This window comes from Protofrankia sp. Cj3, assembly GCF_917627355.1.
Taxonomy (GTDB): domain Bacteria; phylum Actinomycetota; class Actinomycetes; order Frankiales; family Frankiaceae; genus Protofrankia.
In genome coordinates this window covers 42,243-43,755 of sequence record NZ_CAKJTR010000019.1, presented here as the reverse complement: position 1 = coordinate 43,755, position 1,513 = coordinate 42,243, and the positions used below count along the sequence as shown (strand labels likewise).

Genomic DNA, 1,513 nt, shown 5'->3' with positions numbered 1-1,513 from the left:
GGTGCAGACAACCGTGGTCTCACGGTACGCCGGATGAATATCAGCCTTCATGATCCTTCTTCCCGAAGTGGCCGCCGGGTCGCCCTGTCGCGGACGCGAGGACGTGAACCGGTGCCGGGTCTCAGCGTTCCAGTCTGCCAGAAGCTTCCGGCCATCCAGGGACAGCACCGTGTGGACGCTGCCCAGGGGGTCCGCACAACGGGTTCTCAGTCCTGGCCCGGAGTGGCAGTCGCGATCTGCATCAGGAACTCGTAGTTCGTCCGCGTCTTCTTCAGCCGCTCCAGCAGAAGGTCAAGCGCCTGCTGCGACTCCAACGTGTGCAGAACCCGCCGCAGCTTGTGCATGATCACAAGTTCGTCCGGCGCAAGCAGGATGTCCTCCTTACGGGTTCCGGAGGGGTCGACATCGATCGCGGGGAAGATCCTCTTATCGGCGATCTTGCGATCGAGCTTGAGCTCGGCGTTGCCGGTCCCCTTGAACTCCTCGAAGATCACAGTATCCATCGTGGAGCCCGTCTCCACCAGGGCCGTGGCGATGATCGTCAACGACCCGCCGTTCTCGATGTTCCTGGCCGCGCCGAGGAAACGCTTCGGCGGGTAGAGCGCCGTGGAGTCCACGCCACCCGACAGGATCCGACCGGACGCGGGTGCGGCCAGGTTGTAGGCCCGCCCGAGCCGAGTGATCGAGTCGAGCAGCACGACGACGTCCTCACCCAGTTCCACCAGGCGCTTGGCCCGCTCGATGGACAGTTCGGCGACGCTGGTGTGGTCCGACGGCGGTCGGTCGAACGTCGAGGCGATGACCTCGCCCTTGACCGACCGTTGCATGTCGGTCACCTCCTCCGGACGTTCATCGACGAGAACGACCATGAGGTGGCATTCCGGGTTGTTCGTGGTGATCGCGTTCGCGATGGCCTGCAGCACCATCGTCTTACCCGCCTTGGGCGGGCTGACAATCAGCGCGCGCTGCCCCTTACCGAGCGGCATCACCAGGTCGATCACCCGGGTGGTCAGCAGCTGCGGCTCGGTCTCCAACCGCAGCCGCTCCTGCGGGTAGAGCGGGGTGAGCTTGGTGAACTCGGGACGGTTTCGCGCCTCGTCGGGCTCCAGCCCGTTCACCGTGTCGAGCCGGACCAATGCGTTGTACTTGTCCCGCCGCTGCTCGCCCTCCTGCGGCGCCCGGACGACGCCGGTGATCGCGTCACCGCGGCGCAGGCCATGGCGGCGGACCTGGGCCAAGCTCACATAGACGTCGGTCGGGCCCGTCAGGTAACCGCTCGTGCGCACAAACGCGTAGTTGTCGAGAACGTCAAGAATACCCGCGACCGGGACCAGAACATCGTCCTCGCGGACAATCGGCTCCGACTCGCTGAAACCGCCACCCTGGCGGCCACGGTTACGGCCCCGCTCCCGGAACCGGCCGCGGTTACGCCGATTCCCGCCACCGAATTCGTCGTCGCGATCGGCCTGGCCGCGATCGGCCTGGGCACGATCAGCCTGGCCACGATCAGCCT

Annotated in this window: 1 protein-coding gene; it reads right to left on the bottom strand. The window is 65.8% G+C overall.

The window, feature by feature from the left end:
- Positions 1-206: 206 nt before the first annotated feature.
- On the bottom strand, positions 207-1,513 hold a 1,307-nt coding region (gene rho / locus MJ783_RS04500), incomplete at its 5' end, for a transcription termination factor Rho (RefSeq protein WP_239308649.1).